This is a genomic window from Streptomyces thermocarboxydus, assembly GCF_024760485.1.
GTDB classification, from domain to species: domain Bacteria; phylum Actinomycetota; class Actinomycetes; order Streptomycetales; family Streptomycetaceae; genus Streptomyces; species Streptomyces cellulosae.
Window position 1 is genome coordinate 1,187,902 of the sequence record NZ_CP058273.1, and the last position, 20,360, is coordinate 1,208,261.

The following is a 20,360-nucleotide window of genomic DNA, read 5'->3' on the forward strand; positions in this document are numbered from 1 at the left end:
GGACGGGGACGCCGGTCCTGCTACTTCTCGGTCACGCCCGCGGAGTCGAACGTGGCGACCTCGTGCATGGCGCGGGCCGTGCTCTGCACCAGCGGGAGCGCGAGCAGCGCGCCCGTGCCCTCGCCGAGCCGCAGGTCGAGGTCGACCAGCGGGCGCAGGCCCAGCTTGTTGAGCGCGGCCACATGCCCGGGCTCGGCGCTGCGGTGGCCGGCGATGCAGGCCGCGAGGACCTCCGGCGCGATGGCGCGGGCGACCAGCGCGGCGGCGCCTGCGCTGACGCCGTCCAGGATGACCGGCGTACGCAGCGACGCGCCGCCGAGCAGCAGGCCGACGACGGCCGCGTGCTCGAACCCGCCGACCGCGGCCAAGACTCCGAGCGGGTCGGACGGGTCCGGCTGGTGCAGGTCCAGGGCGCGGCGCACGACCTCGGTCTTGCGGGCGAGCGTCTCGTCGTTGATGCCGGTGCCGCGGCCGGTGACCTCGGCCGGGTCGGCGCCGGTGAACACGGAGATGAGGGCCGCGGACGCCGTGGTGTTCGCGATGCCCATCTCACCGGTGAGCAGGGCCTTGTTGCCGGCCGCGACCAGGTCGCGGGCCGTCTCGATGCCCACCTCGATGGCCTGCTTGGCCTCCTCGCGGGTCATCGCGGGTCCGGCGGTCATGTCGGACGTACCGGCGCGGATCTTGCGCGGCAGCAGTCCGGGCGTGGCCGGCAGGTCGGAGGAGACGCCCACGTCGACGACGCAGACCTCAGCGCCGACCTGAGCGGCGAAGGCGTTGCACACCGCTCCCCCGCCGAGGAAGTTCGCCACCATCTGGGCGGTGACCTCCTGCGGCCAGGGGGTGACGCCCTGGGCGTGCACCCCGTGGTCGCCGGCGAAGATCGCGACGGCCGCGGGCTCCGGGATCGGCGGCGGGCACTGCCGGGACAGCCCCGACAGCTGGGCGGAGATGATCTCCAGCATGCCGAGCGCTCCGGCCGGCTTGGTCATGCGCTTCTGGCGCTCCCACGCCTCGCCGAGCGCCTTGGCGTCCAGCGGGCGGATCTGCGCGACGGTCTCGGCAAGCAGGTCGTGGGGGTCCTCTCCGGGCAGGGCGCGGCGGCCGTACGTCTCCTCGTGCACCACCCAGGACAGGGGGCGCCTCTTGGACCAGCCGGCCTGCATCAGCTCGGGCTCGTCCGGGAACTCGTCGACGTAGCCGACGCACAGGTAGGCGACGACCTCCAGGTGCTCGGGCAGGTCCAGGGCGCGGACCATCTCCCGCTCGTCGAAGAAGCTGACCCAGCCGACGCCGAGGCCCTCCGCGCGGGCGGCGAGCCAGAGGTTCTCCACCGCGAGCGCGGAGGAGTACGGCGCCATCTGCGGCTGGGTGTGCCGGCCGAGGGTGTGGCGTCCGCCGCGCGTGGGGTCGGCGGTGACCACGATGTTCACCGGGGTGTCGAGGATGGCCTCGATCTTCAGTTCCTTGAACTGCTTGGCCCGGCCCTTGGGGAGGGTCTTGGCGTAGGCCTCGCGCTGGCGCATCGCCAGTTCGTGCATCCGGCGCCGGGTCTCCTCGGAGCGGATGACGACGAAGTCCCAGGGCTGCGAGTGTCCGACGGAGGGCGCGGTGTGGGCGGCCTCCAGGACGCGCAGCAGCACCTCGTGCGGGATGGGGTCGCTGCGGAAGCCGTTGCGGATGTCGCGGCGCTCGCGCATCACCTTGAGCACGGCCTCGCGCTCGGCGTCCGCGTAGCCGGGGGCGGCCGGGCCGGCCTGCGGCGCGGGCTCGGGCTCGACGCCGGCGCCCTGGGTGTCCAGGTCGTCGGGGTCCTGGGCGAGTTCGGCGTCGGCGTCGGGGGCCTCCGGTACGGCGGTCTCCGCGACGGGGGCCTCGGCGGGGGCGGGCCCGGGGGCCCTGCGGCGGGGTCGGGGCGAGGGTGGGGCGGTGGGCACCGTGCCGCCCACGGGACGAACTGACCCAGCGGCTGGTCCGCCTCGGGCTCGAGCGCAGGGTGCCGGGAGCGGGTCGCGTGCGCGGGCGTCTGCTGGGGGCCTGCACGGCTCCGGGGCGGCCGGGGCTCGACCGACACGGGGTCGGGGTGGGCTCGGCGGCCTCCGCAGCGACCGCGCCTGGGGAGCGGCCGTTCGGCGGGTGCGGGGCCTCCTCGGCGACCGGCTCCGCCGCGGCGCCACGGCTTCCGGCGCGGCGCCTGCTCACCGGCCGGACCTGGTCCGGGGCCTTCGCGGCAACGTTCTGCGGGTCCTCGGCTGCCGGTACGCGGTGTCGGGGCGTCGCGGCGGGTCTGCGGTACCTGTGCCTCCTGGGGCTCTACGGCGTCCTGGACGGGGGCGGGCTCGGACGCCTGTGCGTCCTGCGGCTGCACGGCGTCCGGCACGGGGCAGGCTCGGGCGCCTCGGCGCCTCGGGCGCCTGCGCCTCGATGGCCTCCCTGCACAGGCGCAGGCTCCTCCGCCGCCGGAGCGGCCTCGGGCGCGCCCGCCTCCACGACGGGGCCTCCTGCGGCACCTCGGCGGCGGCCTCAGGCGTACTGACCGTCTCGTCAGCGGCCACCTGCGGCACGTCACCGTCGACGACAGCGGCCTGAGCGGCGTCGCCCTCCGGTGCCTGCGCCTGCTCGGGCACGACCACCGCCGCGTCGGCGTCCTGCGCCTCCTGAGCCCGGCTCGTCAGCGACAGGCTCCTGGGCGGCGGGCTGCCCGCGCCACGGCTTCCCGCGCGCCTCAGCACCCTGGACCTCCGCCACGGGCACGCCACCGTTTCCCGCCGCACCGGCGTCCGGAACGGCAACGCCCTCGGGCGCCGTGACCGGGCCGCGTGCACCGGCACCTCCGCACCCTGGGCCTCCGGCGCGGCACGCCGCGTCCCCGGGCACACCCTGCTCCGGCACGACCGGTGTGCCCTGCTCGCCGTACGCCGCCACGGGCGTCTGCTCACCCTCGGCGGTGACCGCCGTGCCGACCGCCTGGGTGGCGACCCGGGCGACGGCCGCCCGGGCCGCGTCCGGACGCCTGTGGCCTGGGCGACCCAGGGTGCGGCCTGCCCGGCCTGGGGCCGCAGCCTCACGGGCGCGCGGGACGTCGAGGTACTCGGGGCCGAGGGTCGGCGGGCCCGGCTGACGGGCCGGGAGGTCGGCGGGGGTCGGCGAGGGAGCGGAGCGGGGGCCGGTGAGGGCGCGGGCGCCGGCGTCTGCTGCTGCGGCTCGGGCGGGCGGACGCCGCCGAGGTCGACGGAGCCGCTGTCGCGGCCGTCCGTCTCGTGCGGGCCCGGCTGGTGGACGGTCTCCACGACCGGCGCGGGCGCGGGCGGCGCGATCTCGTTGCCCCAGGCGCCCTGGGCGCCCGGCAGCAGCAGGTCTTCGTCCTCGGCGGGACTGTCGGAGAGGTAGGTGTACGCGTCCGGCGCGGCGACGCCCGGCTGCTCCACCCTGCCTGCGTTCTCCGGCAGTCCCTCGCCCGGGACCTGGCCGGTGTCGGTCATGCGTACCCCTCGCCCATCGGTTAGTGCTCCTACGACCAGCTCACCCGGAACGGCGCACCGACCGCCCCACACTGAAGAACGAGCGTGCGTCCCCAGCGGCACGAACGGCCCGCCCGAAAAAGGCGACAAAGCCATTCACTGGCATTGTCGCGGGCGCACCGCCGTCGCGTCAGCTTGATCGGCGACGGTTCCGCTGTGGACTGCGCCACGTTGCGCGTCCTCCGGTTCCTGCCGTACCACGACCCACCCCAAAACGGGCGCGCTTTTTGGACATTGACCGACGAAGTGCCGGGTGCCCAGTGCGGTACAACGATCGGCCAGCCTACCGCGCGCAGTACGACAAACCGATCACGGGGAGGGCTGGAGGGCTCAGCGGCCGCGGGCGGGCAGCACCCCGCTGAGCAGGAACGCGACACTCCGTTCCTTCTCCGTCCAGGCCCGGGTGTCGAGTTCGACGGACTGGAGCAGGGAGCACTCGACGCGGTAGCCGTGTTCCGTCAGGTTCCGGCCGATCAGTTCGGCGGCGTCGCGGGTGGCGGCGTGCGTGACGATGCGCTGCGGACGGCGGTCGGCCACGGCGGAGACGACGGCCGCTCCCCCGCCTCCGACCCGGACCACGTCGGGTTCGGGGAGGTTCTCCAGGATCTGCGGCGCCGTGCCGTGGACGATCTGCATCTGAACGCCGTGGCGGCGCGCGGCGGCGTCGGTGCGGGCGCAGGCGTGGCGGTCGCGGTCGACGGCGATGACGGCGGCACCGGCCCGCGCCGCGTCGGTGGCGAACGCGCCGGAGCCGCAGCCGATGTCCCAGACGAGGTCGCCCAGGGCCGGGCCCAGGCGGGCGAGTTGGCCGGTGCGCACGGGTTCCCGCTCGCCCTCGCCGAGGTCGCCGCCGTACTCGCCGGCGGGCAGGGTCCAGCCGCGGGGCCCCGCGGAGGGGTTGCGTCCGGCGATCCAGCCGGCGGAGTCGCCGGAGGCCACGGGGCCCCCGATGACGATGACCACGTTGGGGTCGCGCCAGGTGTGGTCGGCGGCCTTGTCGGAGGTGACGACGGTGACCTGTTCACGCTCCGTGCCGAGTTCCTCGCAGATGACGAAGGAGCGGTGGACGCCCTCCATCAGCAGGCCGAGTTCGGCGGGTCCGGCGCCGGGTGAGGTGAGAACCGCCACTTTGGTGTGGGCCCGGCATACGTTCACCGCGCGGCGCAGGGTACGCGGGTGGGCGACGACCACCTCCGCGTCGTCCCAGGGCATCCCGGCCCGGGCGAAGGCGGCGGCGACCGAGGAGACCGCCGGCACGACCTCGACCTCCAGGCCGAACTCGGGTGCGCGCAGGGTGCGCACGACCCCGAAGAAGCCCGGGTCGCCGTCGGCGAGCACGACCGCCGTGCCGCGGTGGGCGGCGATGCGGCGGGCGGCGAGGGAGACGGAGCCCAGGCGGATGCGCTCGGCGGAGGCGGGCACCTCGGGGAGCGCCAGGTGGTGTGCGGCGCCGGCGACCAGCGTGGCGGCGCCGAGCGCGGCGCGTGCCGCGTCGGTCAGCGGCGAGCCGTCCCAGCCGATCACCGTGACCCGGTCGGCCATCGTCGTCAGTCTCCTGAGGTTTGCGCAGGTCGTCGTCGGCTGTTCCGCCCGGAGGCGGTCTGCTGAGATTACCTGGTGCGGTCACGGGCCGCCGCGCCGGTGCAGGCCGCCGTACGCCCCTCGGACGTCAGTTCCAGTCGGTGTAGCCGGGGAAGCCGCCGCTGTCGGCCAGTTGTCCGTCCGCGCCCTCGATGTCCTCGGGCAGCAGGCTCCACACGATGTAGTCGGTGCGGACCTCGCTCCAGCCGCCGTCCTCGCCGCGGACCCTGGCTATGCAGGCGTTGCGCAGCACGCCCTCGCTGATGCAGCCGATCTTCTGGGCGACCTGCTGGGCGGCGGTGTTGTCGGCGGCGGTGCGCAATTCGATGCGCTGGAGCTTCTGGTCGCCGAACAGCCACTGGGCCGTGGCGAGGGCGGCCTCGGAGGCGTACCCCTCGCCGCGGGCCCAGGGGGCGACGATGTACGACAGCTCGGTGGAGCGGACGTGCCAGTTGGTGCGGGTGAGCCGGATGAGGCCGACCAGGCGCTGGGTGAGGAACTCGGCGACGGCGAGGTCCAGGCCGTGTCCGGCGGCGCGTTCGGCGGGGGCGTACTCGGTGATCCAGGTGCGGGCGGTGTCCTCGGTGAACGGCTGCGGGACGCCGGTCCAGGCACCCACCTGCTCGTCGCTCATCATCGCGGCGAGGGCGGGGACGTCGTCCGTGTCGAGGGGACGCAGCACCAACCGCTCCGTGCTGAGGGAGATGTCGGGGAAGGTGCTCGTCATGCGCCGCTCCGTAACTGAGAGACCGTCGGGTGCTGCTGAACTGCCCAGCATGCAGCATGAAAGCACCGGAACGCACCACGGGGTCCACCCCTTGCGCGGAGTGGACCCCGTGGCCGGTGCGGGGCCGGATCAGAAGGAGGCGAGCACCGAGCCGGCGTACGTGTCCTCGATGAACTTCTTCACCTCGGGCGAGGTGAGGAGCTTCGCGAGCTTCTTGACGCGCGGGTCGTTCTCCTGGCCCTCCTTGACGGCGAGGAGGTTGCTGTTCGGGTTGTCCTTGGCCTTCTCGAGGACCAGGGCGTCCTCGGCGGGCTTCAGGTCGGCCTCGATGGCGTAGTTGCCGTTGACCACGGCGGCGTCCACGTCGTCCAGGGAGCGCGGGGTCTGGGCGGCCTCGAGCTCCTTGAACTTGAGGTTCTTGGGGTTCTCGGTGATGTCCGCGGGGGTCGCCGAGGTGCCGACGCCGTCCTTGAGGGTGAGCAGGCCGTTGGCGGCGAGCAGCTGCAGGGCGCGGCCCTCGTTGACGGTGTCGTTCGGGATCGCGATCGTGGCACCGCTCTTCAGGGCGTCGGCCTTCTTCACCTTGTGCGAGTAGAGGCCGAGCGGCTCCAGGTGCACGTCGACGACCGACACGATGTGGGTGCCGTTCTTCTTGTTGAAGTCGTCGAGGTACGGCTGGGTCTGGAAGTAGTTGGCGCCGACCGAGCCGTCCTCCGTCGCGGTGTTCGGGGTGACGTAGTCGGTGAACTCCTTGACCTCGAGGTCGAGGCCGGCCTTCTCGGCGAGGTTGTCCTTCACGAAGTTCAGGATCTCGGCGTGGGGCACGGGGCTCGCGGCGACGACCAGCGGTCCGGAGGTGTCGGCGGCGGCGTCCTTGTCCGAGCCGCAGGCGGAGAGCCCGAAGGTGAGAGCTCCGGCGGCGAGGACGGCGGTGGTGATCTTGGCGGTGTTACGCACGAAAAGTGCCTTTCCTTGGGTGGTGCGACCCCGTCTTGGTGCACGGGGAGTCGGAGGGAGGGTGGTGCGGGCGGCCCTGCCGGGTCAGGCGACCTTGCCGACCTCGGCGGGGGCGGGCTCCTCGCCCTTCAGCAGCCGCAGCTTCGGACCGGGTCCGGAGCGGGCGCCGCGGCGGTGCAGGGAGCGGGCCGCGAAGTCGCCGGCGAACTGGATCAGCGAGATGACCACGGCGAGGATCGCCACGGTGATCCACATCAGGCCGGTCTCGAAGCGCTGGTAGCCGTAGCGGACGGCGAGGTCGCCGAGTCCGCCGCCGCCGACCGTGCCGGCCATGGCGGAGTAGCCGATGAGCGCGATGACCGTGGTGGTGGTCGAGGCGATCAGCGAGGGCAGCGCCTCGGGGACGAGGACCTTGCGGACGATGGTCCAGGTGTTGCCGCCCATCGCCTGCACGGCCTCCACGAGCCCGTCGTCCACCTCGCGCACGGCGGTCTCGACGAGCCGCGCGAAGAAGGGGATGCCGCCGATGGCCAGCGGCACGATCGCGGCCTCGCTGCCGATGGTGGTGCCGGTCACCCAGCGGGTGAAGTTCATCAGGGCGACCATGAGGATGATGAACGGCAGCGAGCGGCCGATGTTCACGATCTGCCCGATGACCTTGTTCACCACGGTGTTCTGCAGCAGTCCGCCCTTGTCGGTGAGGACCAGCAGGATGCCGAGGGGAAGGCCGCCGACGACGGCGATCAGGGTGGACCAGCCGACCATGACCAGCGTCTCGGTACAGGCCTGTTCCAGCAGCGGCTGCATCTCGGACCAGGTCACTTGGCACCCTCCTTCACCAGCGCGGGCTCGTCGTGGTCGACGACGTCGATCTGGAGGCCCTGCTCGCGCAGGAAGCCGATGGGCACGACGTTGTCCTCGTAGCGGCCGGGCAGTTCGATGCGCATCCGGCCGACCTGGAGCCCGCCGACGGTGTCGATGGCGGCACCGAGGATCGATATGTCGATGTTGTAGGTGCGCGACAGCTGGGAGATGACCGGCTGGGTCGCGCTCTCGCCCTGGAAGGTCACGTCGACGACGGTGCGGTCGTCGCCGCTCGCCTCGCCGCCGACGGGGAACAGCGCGGCGGCGAGTTCCGAGCCGGGGGTGGCCAGCAGGTCGGTGACCGTGCCGGACTCGACGATGCGGCCGTTCTCCATGAGGGCGGCCGAGTCGCAGATCGACTTCACGACGTCCATCTCGTGCGTGATGAGCAGGACGGTGAGGCCGAGCTGGCGGTTGAGGTCGCGCAGCAGCTGGAGGATCGAGCGGGTGGTCTCGGGGTCCAGGGCGCTGGTGGCCTCGTCGGAGAGCAGCACCTTGGGGTCGCCGGCGAGGGCGCGGGCGATGCCGACGCGCTGCTTCTGGCCGCCGGAGAGCTGTGCCGGGTAGGCCTTGGCCTTGTCGGCGAGGCCGACCAGGTCGAGCAGTTCCAGCGCCTTGCGGGAGCGTTCCTTGCCGGACTTGCCGAGGATCTCCAGCGGGAGTTCGACGTTGTCCTGCACGGTGCGCGAGGACAGCAGGTTGAAGTGCTGGAAGACCATGCCGATGCGGCTGCGCGCCTGGCGGAGCTCCCGGCCGGCGCGGGGGCCGCGGCCGGCGAGCGCGGTGAGGTCCTGCCCGGCCACGGTCACGGTGCCCGAGGTGGGACGCTCCAGCAGGTTGACGCAGCGGATGAGGGAGGACTTGCCGGCGCCGGACTGGCCGATGACGCCGTAGACCTCGCCCTCGCGGACGTGCAGGTCGACGCCGTCCAGGGCGGTGACCTCGCGGCCGCGCGAGCGGTAGACCTTGGTGAGGCCCGAGGTGGTGATCACGTGGGTTTTCCGTACTGTCGAGTGCGCGGCGCGTCGTGGGCGCCGGGCACGTGGCATGCAGGGAATGGCGGCAGGGCGGCACGGATCTCGCGGACATGCGGAAGACCGGGGAGAAACGTGCGCGGGGCGTGGCTCGGTCGCGCGTGCGGGGCACGCGGGCGGACGCGAGCCGGCTCTCGCTTCGGGGCGCGAGGCTCAGGCGGTGCGGGGGCCCTCTAGAAGGCGCGCATTCGGAGGGGACACATACAACGAGCACCGGGCGTCATGGTCGCCTCGGTCGCAGGGGTGCGGTCGCTCGTCGTGGTCATGTTCGCCAGTAAAGCAGACGTTCACTTCTGAACGGACCCGGCCGTCCGCATAGTGGACAGTCGTGGACACCCCCGCCCGCGTGTCAGGACCGTACGGCGATCTCGATCCCGGCATCCGTGACCAGTGCGGACAGGGCCGACAGGTCCTTCACGACCAGGTCGGCGGTCAGCTCCTCGGCGCGGTGGGTTGTGGCCAAGGCCACGGTCGTCATGCCGGCGGCGCGGCCTGCCTGGAGCCCGGCGGGGGCGTCCTCGAAGACGACGCAGTCGGCGGGGTCGACGCCGAGCAGGCGCGCGGCGAGCAGATAGGGCTCGGGGTCGGGCTTGCCGCGGGTGATGTCGTCGGCGGCGACCAGGGTCTTGGGCAGGATGCCGGCGGCGCCCAGGCGGGCCTCGGCGAGCCGCCGGGTGGCGGAGGTGACCACGGCCCAGCGCTCGGCGGGCAGTCCGGAGAGGAAGTCCTTCGTGCCGGGCAGCAGGCTGACGCCGCCGTCGGCGACGTCCTCCACCTCCAGGTCCTCGATGCGCGCCACGGCCTGCGGCACGACGTGGGCGGGCAGCAGGTCGGCGGCTATCTCGGCGGCCGGACGGCCGTGCAGCTCGATGCGCGCGAAGTCCTCGGCCGTCAGCCCGTACTCCACGGCCCACCGCGTCCAGCAGCGGTTGACGGAGTCCAGGGAGGACACGAGGGTCCCGTCGTTGTCGAAGAGCAGAGCACGCGCATGGATGGTCATGCCATCGACCCTACGGGGCGCGGGACGGTGACCGGGAACGGCGGCCGCGGGGCCGACGTCGGCGCGGCTTTTCCGGCGTAATAGGCTCCCTGCCATGCTGGATGTCCTGACCGTGGTGACCGCTGTCGCCGCGCTGCTGCTCGCCGCCTGGTGCGGCTGGGCCGCCTACCGTGACCAGCCGACGAAGGACTGGCATTTCATCGGCATGGCCGTGGTGACGCTGCTGGCGCTGGTGCAGCTGGTGGTCGGGATCGTGCAGCTGGCCCGGGGCGAGAAGCCGGAGCAGGGCACGACGATCTTCGTGGCGTATCTGCTGGGCTCGTTCGCCTGTGTCCCGGCGGCCGGGTTCCTGTCGCTGGGCGAGCGCACCCGCTGGGGTTCGGTGACCGTCGCGGCGAGCGGCGTGGTGCTGGCCGTGCTCGAGGTGCGGCTGTTCGACATCTGGGGAGGCTGAGGTGGCCGCGACGCAGGAGAGGCCGAACCGGACGCGGCTGGCGAGCGGGCCCGGGCTGCTGCTGGTCTGGCTGTACGGCGTGATGGTGGTGGGCGCGGTGTCGCGCTCGGCGTACCAGATCGCCACCGAGTTCGACCGGGCGCCGCTCGCCTACACGCTGTCCGCGCTGGCCGGCGTGGTCTACGGCTTCATCACCTACACACTGGTGCGCGGCGGGGAGAAGGCCCGCAGGGCGGCGCTGGTGTGCTGCGCCGCCGAACTGGCGGGCGTGCTGACCGTCGGCACCTGGACGCTGGTGGAGCCGTCCGCCTTCCCCGACGCCACCGTGTGGTCCGACTACGGGATGGGCTACCTCTTCATCCCGGTGCTGCTGCCGCTGACCGCCGTGTACTGGCTGCGCCGGTCGCGCGTCCAGGAGCCGGCCGCCTGACGGGCGGCCGGCTCCTGTCGCATCGTCACGTCAGGCGGTCGTCGCGTACGTCTCCGCGTTCTTCTCCAGCACGATCATCGGTACGCCGTCGGCGCCGCGGGACGTGCCCACCCGCTGGTAGCCGACCTTGCTGTAGAGGCGGAGGTTGCTCTCGCTGCGGTGTCCGGCGTGCAGCCGGAACGTGCGCGCGCCGCGCTCGCCGGCGAGGGCGGACTCGGCGGCCTTCAGGAGCCGGGCGCCGATGCCGTGGCCCTGGAGGCGGGGGTGGACGCAGAGCTTGCCGATCGCGGCGGCGCCGTCCTCGGTGATCCTGCCGTGCACCGACCCGACGATCTCGTCGCCGAGGCGCGCGACGAACACGCAGTCCCGGGCGACCTCCTCGCGGACCGAGTCGAGGGTCTGGACCAGGGGATCGATGCGGTAGTTGCCGTAGAGGGCCGCCTCACTCTGGAAGCACAGGTACTGCAACCTGAAGATCTGCTCCGCGTCCTGCTCGGCCGCCGCAGAGATGGTCACGCTCATGCCCATGTGCGCACGCCTCCCGCTCACCTGATCACCTGTCGTCCCCCACTCCTATCCCCGTCCTCAGCCCGCCGCAACCTCCGCCGCGAGTAAACGACGCAGACATCCCAGGCATCTGGAGCGTTCCGGACCGAGACTGCCCTGTGAGATACCCAACTCCCCTGCGATTTCCCGGTATGTCGGGTCGCGCGGGGACAGCAGCGCGGCGAGCAGACCGGGGCAGCGGCCGGGGAGCCTGCGCACCGCCTCGCGCAGGGCGCGGCGATGGGCGGCGACGAGCGCGAGGCGCTCGGGATCGTGCCGGCCGGCGTCGGCGGGTTCGCAGGTCAGCGCCGTTTCCCGGCGGACGGTGCGGCGGATGCGGCGGGACTCGGCGCGGATCGCGCGGCGCAGCCAGAGCGGCGGGTCTGCGGGCGGTCCCCCGCGGCTGAGCCGCTCGAGGAGGCGGAGCCAGACCGCCTGTTCCAGGTCGCCCGGTTCGGCGCCGCTGCCGGAGGTCTCGGCGGCGGCCTCGGCGGCGAGGAGAGGGCCGAGCCGGGCGATCAGCTCGTCGGCGGGAAGCGCGTGGGTGCTCACATGCGCAACGACCCGTGCGCCCCGGGCGGGGTTGCCCGGGGCGCATGTACCTCACCCCTTCCGGGGCGGTGCGGGTCAGCGGTTGACGAAGTCCTCGCGGGCCAGCAGTCCGGTGTCCGGCTGGTCGGTGAAGACGCCGTCGATGCCGGTGGCGAAGTAGGCGCGGTAGGCGCCGAAGACGTCGCCGTAGGCGTCGGGGTCGGAGCCCTTGCGGAACTCCGCGGGCAGGAACGGGTTCTCGTTGCGCATGGTGTAGGGGTGCAGGATCAGGCCCGCGCGGTGGGCGTCCCGGACCAGCGTGGTGGGCTCGGTGAGCCGGCCCTCGGAGTCCCGCGGAATGATCAGGTTCAGGGTGGGGCCGATGCCCTGGGCGTAGGAGGCCATCTCCTTCAGACCCCTGGGCGTGATCAGGTCGTCGACGGTGCGCGGGTCGCCGGCCTCGGTGAAGTCCCAGGGGCGGGTGCCGGCCGCGTCGAGCAGGACGACGAGCGGGTTGCCGACCAGCCGGCTCATGCGCTCGACGGCCGTCGGCTCGAACGACTGCAGGATGACGGGCGAGTTCCGGCGGTCCTTGCCGTGCCGGCGCAGCACCTTCGCCACCCGCTCCTCCAGGCCGAGGCCGAGCTTGCGGAAGTAGGTGGGGTGCTTGAGCTCGGGGTAGATCCACACCTGCTTGCCGCGCCTGCGGGTCTGCTCGTCCTGCCAGCGCAGCACCTCCTCGAAGGTGGGGATCTCCCAGCGGCCGTTGTAGAGCGTGTTGTGCGGGCGGTTGGCCGGGATGCGCTCCACGGCGCGCAGCCGCTTGAGCTCCGCGAGCGTGAAGTCCTCGGTGAACCAGCCGGTGACCTGGACGCCGTCCAGCGTCTTGGTGGTACGTCGGCCGGCGAACTCGGGGTGCTCGGCGACGTCGGTGGTGCCGCCGATCTCCGGCTCGTGACGGCAGACGAGGTGGCCGTCCTTGGTCGGGACGAGGTCGCCGGCCTCGACGATGTCGGCGCCCATGTCGAGGGCGAGCTGGTACGAGCCGAAGGTGTGCTCGGGCCGGTGGCCGCTGGCGCCGCGGTGACCGATGACCGTCGGCACGGGCAGGCTGTCGAGACCCCGGCCGCGTCCGCTCCCCCGTCCGGCGCCCTGGGCCGCGCGGGCCGTGCCGGCGAGCCCGAGGACGGTGCCGCCCGCGCCGAGGACCGCCGCCCCGAGCACGGACCGCCGGCCGGTCCCGCTCGCCTGTTCGTTCGACTCCGATGTCGCCATGAACGCCTCCTGTGTCGGCTGGTGCGGTGCGGGCCGATCGTAGGTGCGCCCGGTTGACGCACGGGAGACCTCGGACCGAACACACGGGTGGTGTCGCATGACGTACATCCCTCCTGCGGATGACGTACGTCTGTCGTATTCCGGCGGGGATGTGACGGCGCGTCCGGTTCGTGTCCGCGGGCTCGGGTACCCGGGCGGTGCGCGGGTCCGGGCGAGCTGCGTCACAGCGTGACGGCCGTGTTGCGCGCCGCCCGCGGACACGGTCGCGCAGGTGAACCCGGGTCAAGAGTCCGTAAGACCTCGGTTAACTGCCACGAGCCCGATGTGCGCGACTCCCCGGACCGCGAGTAATGTCCTCACCTGCACAGACTCATACGGCATTCGTCGACGTCCGCTTCCCACCGGAGGGCCCGTTGTCCCGCTTCGCGCTCATCAAGGCAGTGCTCGGTCCGATCATGCGCCTGATGTTCCGCCCACAGGTGGAGGGCGCGGAGCACATCCCGGGCGACGGTCCGGTGATCCTGGCCGGCAACCATCTGACCTTCATCGACTCGATGATCCTGCCGCTGGTGTGCGACCGGCAGGTCTTCTTCATCGGCAAGGACGAGTACGTCACCGGCAAGGGCCTCAAGGGGCGGCTGATGGCGTGGTTCTTCACCGGCGTCGGCATGATCCCCGTGGACCGCGACGGCGGGCGGGGCGGCGTGGCCGCGCTGATGACCGGCCGCCGGGTGCTGGAGGAGGGCAATGTGTTCGGGATCTACCCGGAGGGCACCCGCTCCCCCGACGGCCGCCTCTACCGCGGCCGCACCGGCATCGCCCGGCTGACGCTGATGACCGGCGCGCCGGTGGTGCCGTTCGCGATGATCGGCACGGACAAGCTGCAGCCGGGCGGTGCGGGGCTGCCCCGGCCCGGGCGGGTCACCGTCCGGTTCGGTGAGGCGATGGAGTTCTCCCGCTACGAGGGGATGGACCGCGACCGGTACGTGCTGCGGGCGGTCACCGACTCGGTGATGGCGGAGGTCATGCGGCTGTCGGGGCAGGAGTACGTGGACATGTACGCCAGTAAGGCGAAGGAGGCGGCCTAGTGACCTGAGTCAGGCCGACGCTTCTTTTCCGGCGGGCGCCGGCGGAGGTTTCTCCGCCGGCGCCCGCCGCCGCTTCGGGACACCAGCGGGTGCGTGGGGGCAGGCGCGCCGTTCCCCGCGCCCCTTCCGGCGCGCGCCCGTGGCCGTTGACACCTGCGGGTGCTCGGGGGTTTCTCGCGCCGTTCCCCGCGCCCCTAAGGGGTGTTGTCCAGGCGTTCGTTCTTCAGCATGAACCAGGCTGCTGCTGAGGCTGCGAGGAGTACTGCTGCTCCCGTGCCTGCTGCCAGGGTGAGGCCGTCGACGAAGGCCTCGCGGGCCGTATCCAGCATGGTCCCGGCTGTGGCCGGGGGCATGTGGGTCGCCGCCTCCACCGCGCTGCCCAGGGATTCGTGGGCGGCCGCCGGGGTGCCGTCGGGGGCGGGGAAGTCGCGGTAGACGCCCGTGACGATCGAGCCCAGGATCGCGATGCCCAGGGCCGCGCCCAGTTCGTAGGCCGTCTCCGAGACCGCCGATGCCGCGCCCGCCTGTTCCTTCGGGACGCCGGAGAGGATCACGTCCGCCGTCACCGTGAACGAGAAGCCCGCGCCCGCGCCGACCACCAGGAGGGCCGTCCCCAGCAGGGGGTAGCCGGTGGACTGGCCGATGAGGGTGAGAGCGGCCAGGGCCAGGCCGATGGCCGCCAGGCCTCCGGCGACAACCGAGCGCACCGAGAAGCGCCGGGCGGTCCGGCCCGCGACCAGGCCGGCCGCCACCGCGCCGACCGCGGCGGGGAGTTCCGCGAGGCCTGCCTCGAACGGGCGCCGTCCCTGGACCAGTTGCAGGTACTGGGAGAGGAAGAAGACCAGGCCGGACAGGCCGAGGATGGTCAGGAGGTCGGCGAGCACGGCCCCGCTGAAGCCCCGGCTGCGGAACAGCCGCATGTCGAGCAGGGGCTTCGGGAGCGCCAGTTGACGGCGGACGAACAGGTACAGGGCCGTCGCGCCCAGCAGACCCGCCGCGAGGGCGGCCGCGCCGGCGCCGTGGCTCGCGGTCTCCTTCACCGCGTAGACCACACCGATCATCCCGGCGAGGGACAGGGCCACGCTGGTCAGGTCCCACGGGCCCGGTTCGGGGGTGCGGGACTCCGGCAGGAGCTTGATGCCGACGAGCACGAGCACCGCCATGACCGGCAGGTTGATGAGGAACACCGAGCCCCACCAGAAGTGTTCGAGGAGCAGTCCGCCGAGGATCGGGCCGATCGCCGTGCCCGCGGAGGCGGTCGCGCCCCAGATGCCGATGGCGAGGCTGCGCTCGCGCGGATCGTGGAAGAGGTTGCGGATCAGGGCGAGGGTGGCCGGCATCAGCGTGGCCCCGGCGACGCCGAGCAGGGCGCGCGCCGCGATCATCACCTCGGGCGTGTGCGCGTAGGCGTTGAGCACGGAGATCAGGCCGAACGCGGCGGCGCCGTACAGCAGGATCCGTTTACGCCCGATGCGGTCGCCGAGGCTGCCCATGGACACGAGCAGGCCGGCGAGCACGAAGGAGTAGACGTCGCCGATCCACAGCAGCTGGGAGCCGGTGGGGGCGAGGTCCTCGCTGATGTACGGGGTGGCGAGGCCGAGGACGGTCGCGTCGACGGCCACCAGCAGGACGGCGAGCACGAGGACCGACAGGGCGAGCCAGCGGCCGGGGCGGGGCGCCGTGTCCTCCGCCGAGGCCGCCGTCCGCAGGGCGCTGGTCATGATTCCTTCCCTGCCGCCGGTTCGTCCGGGCGTCGTACGCCGCCGAGCAGCAGCTCGACGATCATGTGGGTGAAGTCCCTGGGGGCGACCCTGCCTTCGGCGACCGCCCAGGCGGCGGAGGCGAGCAGGCCGTAGAGGGCCTCGGTGAGCCAGGCCGGGGTGAGGTCGATGCGGAACTCGCCGCTCGACTGGCCGCGCCGGAACAGCGCGGCGATGCGCTCGTCGATCCTCGTCCACCCCTCGTTCTGCTCCTCGCCCTCGAAGAGCTGGTTCTCGGAGTAGAGGAAGGCGAGCAGGCCCGCGTGCGGTTCGATCTCGGCGACCAGGCGCCGTACGGCGTCGGTGGCGGCGCCCTCGTCGGTGCGGGCGGCGGCGAGGGCGGCCTCGCACTCGGCGATGCCCAGCGCCTCCAGCGCGCGCACCAGCGCGTCCCGGCCGGCGAACTGCCGGTGCAGGGTGGCGCGGCTGATCCCGGCGGCCCTGGCGACCTCGTCCATGGTCGCGGTGGATTTGCGGGTCAGCAGGGCCGCGGCGGTGCGCAGCACATGGTCTCGGTCGACAGCCATGAGACGACGGTACCCCATGTGAGACGTTTATGTCTCAATAGGGGTCCAGGCGTCTCATGGCGCGGATGCGCTTCTGCCGGGATCAGTGCCAGGGCAGTGTGCCCCGGTGCTCCCAGTACGCCTCGGGCGTTTCCGCCAGCGGGGCCAGGCGCGCGAGCTGGTCGTCGGTGAGGTCGACGGCCGCCGCGTGCAGGTTGGAGGTCAGCTGGACGACCGTCGCCGCGCCGGAGAGGACGACGCCTGCCCAGGGCTGGCGCAGGATGGCGGCGAGGGCGACCGCGTCGCAGCCCAGTCCCGTTTCCTCGGCAACCGCGCGCAGCGGCTCGGGGGCGTGCGGTGCGGCCAGACGGCCGTTGGCCATGCCCTCCTTCACGATCACCGTGAGTCCGGCGTCGTGGGCCTCGGCGAGCGCGGGGCCCGCGGAGGTCTCCAGGACGTTGTAGGTGGACTGCACAGTGCGGAACAGGGGTTCGCTGTCGACGGTGACCTCCAGGGCCGCGCGGATGGCGTCCGCCTGGCGGGGGCCGCTGGTGGAGAAGCCGACGGTCACGCCCCGCGCCGCCTCCTCGGCGAGGCGGGCGTGCAGGTCCTTGTCGGTGAGGGCGGGGCTGTCCGGGGTGACCGAGTGGATCTGGTAGAGGTCCAGGCGGTCGCCGAGGATCGCCTCGGTCTCGGCGCGCTGGCGTTCGTACGCGGCGAGGGAGTGGTCCTTGACCTCGTGACGCTCCGCGTCGGTGGTCCAGCCGGCGGTGTAGGTGTAGCCCCACTTGCTGCCGACGACCACGTCGGTGACGTCGGGGCGGCTCTTCAGCCAGTCCGCGAGGAACTCCTCGCTGCGGCCGTAGGAGCGGGCCGCGTCGATGTAGCGGACGCCTTGGGCGTAGGCGGCGTCGAGGAGTTCGTGGGTGCGGGTGCGGAGGTTTTCGACCGTGCGGTCGTCTTCTTCGCCGAGGGCTTCGGTCCGGTCGAGGGTGATGTAGGCGGGGCGGCCTACCGCGGCGAGTCCTAGGCCCAGGTGGGCGGTGGGGGTGGTGGCGGTGGCCAGGCGGGAGAAGGGCATGGCGACTCCGTCGGTTGGCTGCGGGATGGCTGTGCCAACGTAACCCGTGGGGTGGGTGCGGGGTCGCCTATGGGCTCGGGACTTGCCGAGGTACGGCGGGTGCGGCGGGGTGGGGGCTTGTCGCGCAGTTCCCCGCGCCCCTGGAGGGGGTGGGCCCTCCGGAGGCGGGATGCGTGGGGGTTTCTCGCGCAGTTCCCCGCGCCCCTTTGGGTGTCCTGCTCTACTGCTTCTTCGCAGTCGACCACTCGTGCTGGAGGGCTACGTTCTCCTTCAGCTCCGCGAGCTGGACGGCTACCGCGCTCGGGGCCGTGCCTCCCCTGCCGTTGCGGGAGGCCAGGGCGCCGGGGACGTTGAGGACCGTGCGGACCTCGGGGGTGAGGTGGGCCGAGATCTTCGCGAACTGTTCGTCCGTGAGGTCGTTCAGTTCCTTGCCCTCCGACTCGGCGACCTTGACGCACTCGCCGGCCACCTCGTGGGCGACCCGGAACGGGACGCCCTGACGGACCAGCCACTCGGCGATGTCCGTGGCGAGGGAGAAGCCGGCCGGGGCCAGTTCCTCCATGCGCTCCCGGTGGACCGTGAGGGTGGCCATCATGCCCGTGAAGGCCGGCAGCAGGATCTCCAGCTGGTCGATGGAGTCGAAGACCGGCTCCTTGTCCTCCTGGAGGTCGCGGTTGTACGCGAGCGGGAGGGCCTTGAGGGTGGCCATCAGGCCGGTGAGGTTGCCGATGAGGCGGCCCGACTTGCCGCGCGCCAGCTCGGCGATGTCCGGGTTCTTCTTCTGCGGCATGATCGACGAGCCCGTGGAGAAGGCGTCGTGGAGGGTGACGAAGGAGAACTCCTTCGTGTTCCAGATGATGATCTCCTCGGCGATCCGGGAGACGTTCACGCCGATCATCGCGGTGATGAAGGCGAACTCGGCGACGAAGTCACGGGAGGCCGTGCCGTCGATGGAGTTGCCGGCGCTGCCGTGCTCGAAGCCGAGGTCCTTGGCGACCGCCTCCGGGTCCAGGCCGAGGGAGGAGCCCGCGAGGGCGCCGGAGCCGTACGGGGAGACGGCGGTCCGCTCGTCCCACTGGCGCAGCCGCTCGGCGTCCCGGGACAGGGACTGCACGTGGGCGAGCACATGGTGGGCGAAGAGCACGGGCTGGGCGTGCTGGAGGTGGGTACGGCCGGGCATCGCGACGTCCGGGTGGGCCTCGGCGAGCCCGATGAGCGCGTCCTGGAGGTCGGCGATGAGACCGCCGATGGTCCGGGCGTGGTCGCGCAGGTACATCCGGAAGAGCGTGGCGACCTGGTCGTTCCGGGACCGTCCGGCGCGCAGCTTGCCGCCGAGGTCGGGGCCGAGCCGCTCCAGCAGGCCGCGCTCCAGGGCGGTGTGGACGTCCTCGTCGGCGATGGTGCCGGTGAAGGCGCCGGAGGCGACGTCGGCCTCCAGCTGGTCGAGCCCTTCGAGCATGCGGGTCAGCTCGTCGTCGGTGAGCAGGCCCGCCTGGTGCAGCACGCGCGCGTGGGCACGGGAGCCGGCGATGTCGTAGGGGGCGAGCCGCCAGTCGAAGTGGACGGACGCCGACAGCTTCTCCAGGGCCTCGGCGGGACCGTCGGCGAAACGGCCGCCCCAGAGCCGGACGTCACCGCTGTTGCTGCTCACTGCGTGCTCCTCGAGGGTTCCGGATGTGCCGCCGCCTCCCCACGGGTGTGTGAGGAGGCGGCTGTCAGGCTAGTGCGTGTGAGGGGTCGTCAGGCGTTACGGCTCAGGCGAGGTCGCGCTTGGCCGCGATCTTCGACGACAGGCTGTAGATGTCGATGAAGCCCTTGGCAGCGGCCTGGTCGAAGGTGTCACCCGTGTCGTAGGTGGCCAGGTTGAAGTCGTACAGGGACGACTCCGAGCGCCGGCCGGTGACGACGGCGCGGCCGCCGTGCAGGGTCATCCGGATGTCGCCGTTGACGTGCTGGTTGGCTTCGGCGATGAAGCCGTCGAGGGCGCGCTTCAGCGGGGAGAACCACTGGCCGTCGTAGACCAGCTCGCCCCAGCGCTGCTCGACCTGCCGCTTGTAGCGGGCCAGCTCGCGCTCGACCGTGACGTTCTCCAGCTCCTGGTGGGCGGTGATCAGGGCGATCGCGCCGGGGGCCTCGTAGACCTCGCGGGACTTGATGCCCACGAGACGGTCCTCGACCATGTCGATCCGGCCCACGCCCTGGGCGCCGGCGCGCTCGTTGAGCTGCTGGATCGCCTGGAGGACGGTGACGGGCTTGCCGTCGATGGCGACCGGGACGCCCTCCTTGAAGGTGATGATCACCTCGTCGGGCTCCCGGGGCACGGCCGGGTTCTGGGTGTACTCGTACACGTCCTCGATGGGCGCGTTCCAGATGTCCTCGAGGAAGCCGGTCTCGACGGCGCGGCCGAAGACGTTCTGGTCGATGGAGTACGGGGACTTCTTGGTGGTGGCGATCGGCAGGCCCTTGGCCTCGCAGAAGGCGATGGCCTTGTCACGGGTCATCGCGTAGTCGCGGACCGGGGCGATGCACTTCAGGTCGGGGGCGAGGGCGACGATGCCGGCCTCGAAGCGGACCTGGTCGTTGCCCTTGCCGGTGCAGCCGTGGGCGACGGTGGTGGCGCCGTGCTTCTGCGCGGCGGCGACGAGGTGCTTGACGATCGTCGGCCGGGACAGCGCGGAGACCAGCGGGTAGCGGTCCATGTAGAGGGCGTTGGCCTTGATCGCCGGGAGGCAGTACTCCTCGGCGAACTCGTCCTTGGCGTCCGCGACCTCGGCCTCGACGGCACCGCAGGCGAGCGCGCGCTTACGGATGACGTCCAGGTCCTCGCCGCCCTGGCCGACGTCGACCGCAACGGCGATGACCTCGGCGCCCGTCTCCTCGGCGATCCAGCCGATGGCGACGGAGGTGTCCAGACCGCCTGAGTAGGCGAGTACGACGCGCTCGGTCACGGGTTTCTCCTCACAGTGCATTCGCTGACATGCATGAGTATGCAGGAGTCCGCATGA

The 20,360-nt window shown here is 72.4% G+C and carries 17 protein-coding genes and 1 pseudogene; 3 read left to right on the plus strand and 15 right to left on the minus strand.

Annotated elements, in window-relative coordinates; genetic code table 11:
• Positions 1-20: 20 nt before the first annotated feature.
• From cobT to AY578_RS05605, 7 genes and pseudogenes are all read right to left on the minus strand, one after another.
• Positions 21-3,482: pseudogene (gene cobT / locus AY578_RS34245) on the minus strand (nicotinate-nucleotide--dimethylbenzimidazole phosphoribosyltransferase).
• 369 nt (positions 3,483-3,851) lie between these two features.
• On the minus strand, positions 3,852-5,063 hold the full coding sequence (gene cbiE, locus AY578_RS05580) for a precorrin-6y C5,15-methyltransferase (decarboxylating) subunit CbiE (RefSeq protein ID WP_136237637.1): 1,212 nt from the start codon (positions 5,061-5,063) through the stop codon (positions 3,852-3,854).
• Positions 5,064-5,190: 127 nt separating this feature from the next.
• On the minus strand, positions 5,191-5,829 hold the full coding sequence (locus AY578_RS05585) for a GNAT family N-acetyltransferase (RefSeq protein WP_019527122.1): 639 nt from the start codon (positions 5,827-5,829) through the stop codon (positions 5,191-5,193).
• Between the two features lie 129 nt (positions 5,830-5,958).
• Positions 5,959-6,786, minus strand: coding sequence for a MetQ/NlpA family ABC transporter substrate-binding protein (locus tag AY578_RS05590; protein ID WP_028961191.1), 828 nt, complete (start codon positions 6,784-6,786; stop codon positions 5,959-5,961).
• A gap of 84 nt (positions 6,787-6,870) precedes the next feature.
• Positions 6,871-7,608, minus strand: a complete 738-nt coding sequence (locus AY578_RS05595; protein WP_019527124.1) for a methionine ABC transporter permease — start codon at positions 7,606-7,608, stop codon at positions 6,871-6,873.
• Positions 7,605-8,642, minus strand: coding sequence for a methionine ABC transporter ATP-binding protein (locus AY578_RS05600; protein WP_019527125.1), 1,038 nt, complete (start codon positions 8,640-8,642; stop codon positions 7,605-7,607). Before AY578_RS05600 ends, AY578_RS05595 begins: the two co-directional genes overlap by 4 nt.
• 391 nt (positions 8,643-9,033) lie before the next feature.
• Positions 9,034-9,684 carry an HAD family hydrolase gene (locus AY578_RS05605; RefSeq protein ID WP_136237640.1) on the minus strand — a complete coding sequence of 217 codons (651 nt, stop codon included), beginning with the start codon at positions 9,682-9,684 and terminating at the stop codon, positions 9,034-9,036.
• Positions 9,685-9,778: 94 nt separating this feature from the next.
• Between AY578_RS05605 and AY578_RS05610 the strand changes: the two genes are divergently transcribed.
• A complete protein-coding gene (locus AY578_RS05610) occupies positions 9,779-10,138 on the plus strand; it encodes a hypothetical protein (RefSeq protein WP_019527127.1) in 360 nt (119 codons plus the stop codon).
• 1 nt (position 10,139) lies between these two features.
• Entirely contained in the window at positions 10,140-10,568 is a 429-nt protein-coding gene (locus tag AY578_RS05615) for a hypothetical protein (protein WP_019527128.1), read from the plus strand.
• Between the two features lie 30 nt (positions 10,569-10,598).
• On the opposite strand, the gene AY578_RS05620 is transcribed toward AY578_RS05615, so the two are convergent.
• From AY578_RS05620 to AY578_RS05630, 3 genes are all read right to left on the minus strand, one after another.
• Positions 10,599-11,096 (minus strand): GNAT family N-acetyltransferase, encoded by a 498-nt coding sequence (locus AY578_RS05620; protein WP_028961188.1) that lies wholly within the window; start codon positions 11,094-11,096, stop codon positions 10,599-10,601.
• 57 nt (positions 11,097-11,153) lie between these two features.
• A complete protein-coding gene (locus AY578_RS05625; RefSeq protein ID WP_161108399.1) occupies positions 11,154-11,666 on the minus strand; it encodes a sigma-70 family RNA polymerase sigma factor in 513 nt (170 codons plus the stop codon).
• Positions 11,667-11,741: 75 nt separating this feature from the next.
• Positions 11,742-12,920 (minus strand): glycerophosphodiester phosphodiesterase, encoded by a 1,179-nt coding sequence (locus AY578_RS05630; RefSeq protein ID WP_258902138.1) that lies wholly within the window; start codon positions 12,918-12,920, stop codon positions 11,742-11,744.
• 413 nt (positions 12,921-13,333) lie between these two features.
• Here AY578_RS05630 and AY578_RS05635 point away from each other — a divergent pair, with 413 nt between their 5' ends.
• Positions 13,334-14,008, plus strand: a complete 675-nt coding sequence (locus tag AY578_RS05635; RefSeq protein WP_019527132.1) for a lysophospholipid acyltransferase family protein — start codon at positions 13,334-13,336, stop codon at positions 14,006-14,008.
• A gap of 194 nt (positions 14,009-14,202) precedes the next feature.
• On the opposite strand, the gene AY578_RS05640 is transcribed toward AY578_RS05635, so the two are convergent.
• From AY578_RS05640 to AY578_RS05660, 5 genes are all read right to left on the minus strand, one after another.
• Entirely contained in the window at positions 14,203-15,729 is a 1,527-nt protein-coding gene (locus AY578_RS05640; protein WP_258902139.1) for an MFS transporter, read from the minus strand.
• Positions 15,726-16,295: a TetR family transcriptional regulator gene (locus AY578_RS05645; protein ID WP_026244165.1), complete on the minus strand. Its 570-nt coding sequence runs from the start codon at positions 16,293-16,295 to the stop codon at positions 15,726-15,728. The genes AY578_RS05640 and AY578_RS05645 overlap by 4 nt, the downstream gene beginning before the upstream one ends.
• Positions 16,296-16,377: 82 nt before the next feature.
• Positions 16,378-17,355, minus strand: a complete 978-nt coding sequence (locus tag AY578_RS05650; RefSeq protein WP_258902140.1) for an aldo/keto reductase — start codon at positions 17,353-17,355, stop codon at positions 16,378-16,380.
• A 220-nt stretch (positions 17,356-17,575) separates the two neighbouring features.
• Entirely contained in the window at positions 17,576-19,006 is a 1,431-nt protein-coding gene (gene argH / locus AY578_RS05655; protein ID WP_019526134.1) for an argininosuccinate lyase, read from the minus strand.
• A gap of 103 nt (positions 19,007-19,109) precedes the next feature.
• On the minus strand, positions 19,110-20,303 hold the full coding sequence (locus AY578_RS05660) for an argininosuccinate synthase (protein WP_019526135.1): 1,194 nt from the start codon (positions 20,301-20,303) through the stop codon (positions 19,110-19,112).
• Between the last annotated feature and the right edge of the window lie 57 nt (positions 20,304-20,360).